The organism is Variovorax sp. P4_D9 (assembly GCF_056401695.1).
The window spans coordinates 1-2,210 of the sequence record NZ_JBFUIU010001160.1 but is presented as its reverse complement, the minus strand read 5'-3'; the positions used below and the strand labels follow the sequence as shown (position 1 = coordinate 2,210).

At 65.9% G+C, this 2,210-nt stretch carries 3 protein-coding genes and 1 pseudogene; 3 read left to right on the top strand and 1 reads right to left on the bottom strand.

The features are described from left to right. The 3 genes and pseudogenes from AC1DY5_RS52375 to AC1DY5_RS52365 all read left to right on the top strand — a co-directional run. Window positions 1–735: dioxygenase family protein (locus AC1DY5_RS52375; protein WP_478122140.1), on the top strand; the 735-nt coding region annotated here is incomplete at its 5' end. A 376-nt stretch (window positions 736–1,111) separates the two neighbouring features. Beyond that, window positions 1,112–1,384 (top strand): annotated as a pseudogene (locus tag AC1DY5_RS52370) (acetyl-CoA C-acetyltransferase); the annotation flags it as partial. Window positions 1,385–1,430: 46 nt separating this feature from the next. Further along, window positions 1,431–1,772 (top strand): DUF72 domain-containing protein, encoded by a 342-nt coding sequence (locus tag AC1DY5_RS52365; protein ID WP_478122139.1) that lies wholly within the window; start codon window positions 1,431–1,433, stop codon window positions 1,770–1,772. Between the two features lie 238 nt (window positions 1,773–2,010). Here the strand turns inward: AC1DY5_RS52365 and AC1DY5_RS52360 are convergent. Further along, the coding region (locus AC1DY5_RS52360) for a hypothetical protein (RefSeq protein ID WP_478122138.1) at window positions 2,011–2,210 on the bottom strand (200 nt) is incomplete at its 5' end.

Genomic DNA, 2,210 nt, shown 5'->3' with positions numbered 1-2,210 from the left:
GTGGAGCTGATCGCCGGCTCGCTGGGTATTTCCTCGCTGGTCTGCCTGCTCAACAACGGCGACCAGGGACAGACCGACAGCACGGCGAACCTCATGGGCCCGTTCTGGCGCATGAACTCGCCCGCCACCGCCAATGGCGCGTCAATCGTGCGGTCACCGACGCCAGGCGCCCCGATCTTCGTCAATGCCTGGATCCGTGACAGGGAGGGCCGCGCGGTCGAGGGTGCGGAAGTCGACGTCTGGCACACGTCGGGTGAGGGTTTCTACGAGAACCAGGATCCGGGCCAGGAGGACATGAACCTGCGCGGGAAGTTCACGACCGATACCAAGGGGCACATCGCCTTCCGAAGCGTCAAGCCGGCGGGCTACCCGATCCCGCTGAGCGGCCCGGTCGGGGCATTGCTGCGGGCGCAGGGGCGCCACAACATGCGCCCGGCCCATATCCATTTCATGATTCACAAGCCTGGCTTCAAGACCCAGTTCTCCCAGGTGTATTCGAGCGACGATCCCAACCTCGAGACGGATGTCCAGTTCGGTGTGACGAAATCATTGATCGGCCAGTATGTGCTGCACTCGGACGAACCGGCGCCGGCGGACGATGTCACGGGGGCCTGGTATTCGCTGGACCATCACTTCGTGGTCGAGCCCGGCGACGCCACGCTGCCCAAGCCGCCGATCACCGGCAAGGCGAGCGGCGATCGCCCGACGCTTGCGGTGCTGGAACGCAGGCCATGACGATGTCGATCGGAACCGTTTCGCCGGCCTGAACGACCTGGCGCCGACCGGAACCTTGCGCGCGGCGATCAATTTCGGCAACGGCGTGCTCGTGTAGCGCGACGCTCCGGGCGGACAGCCGCGCGGGGTCTCGGTCGTCCACATCCACATCCGCATCCGCATGCGCTGGCGAGGTCTGCCAATCGCCGGTGACGCCCCTGCTCAGCCAATGTGTCGAGACGCTGAGGATGGCGGTCGGTCTGGGGAGCTCACGCCCCCACGTCGATAGCCGTTGGGTAAACGCGCTCTGCCGAACAGCATTCATCGGCGTGCCGTGACCGATGCAGATGGGTGCTCAGCAGGCGGCGGTTGCAGCGCGCGCGCTGGCCAAGGCCGCGGCATGAAGATCGACGACATCGACCTCTTCGAAGTCAACGAAGCCTTCGCGCCCGTGCCGCTGGCCTGGCTGCAGAAGCTGGGCGCAGATCCGGCGCGGCTCAACGTGAACGGCGGCGCCATCGCGCTCGGCCATCCGCTGGGCGCATCCGGCACCAAGCTGATGACCACGCTGGTGAACGCGCTCGGCAAGCGCGGCAAACGTTACGGCCTGCAGACCATGTGCGAAGGCGGCGGCATGGCTAACGTGACCATCGTTGAGCGACTCGGATGATCGGCTCTGGTTCGAGAATTGTTCGTGACCGCATGACACTTCGAGAGTGCCGCGCTGGTCCGAAGGTACAGCGTTCCAGATCTACCGCGGCACGCCGCCGGAGATCCGGACTGAGCTGTGGAAGCGATTCATCGACGCGATCGCGCCGCTCAAGGATGCCGGCAAGCTGGGCGTGGTGCACTTCCAGTTTCCGCCCTGGCTGATGTGCAACCGGGAAGGGCATGCGCACGTCGAGCACTGCATCGAACAGATTGCGGGGCACACGGTGAGCGTCGGAGATTCGGCATGCTTCGTCGAGCCATGCCGTCTCACTCAACTTCGGCTGCAAGCGTTTGGCCGGGCGGCAACACCATCAGCGGCAGCACTTCGGGGATGTTGTGCTCGATGAAGCGCACCGCGCCGGCACGAACGGCGCCCAGACCAGCATCCTGGGCAGCATGCACAGTCCCTGAGGGCTCGCCCGGAATGCGCCCGCGTGTGGAGGCGGCGTGGTCACGGGCGCAATCCGTTTGCTTCGACTTTCAACGCACTGGCACGCCCCGCCGGGCTTCCACGACCTGCAAATGCTCAAGCCCTGGGGCGCGAGGAGCAGCGCCAGGAGGAGGGCGCGGGTCAAGGGTGAAGGACTACTTGCGGGTGTAGAACCGGCTGTCGAAGACGGCGCCGGCGACCAGGGCGCCGATCGCGCCACAGGCGGCCATGCCGAGGATCCAGATCAGCCCGTTGCCATAGAAGCCGGCGCCCGCGAATGTCGCGAGCAGAACGAACACCAGCGCCCCCGCGGCCGAGCCAGCGATCAGGTAGTTCATCTGCAGCTCGGCATGCC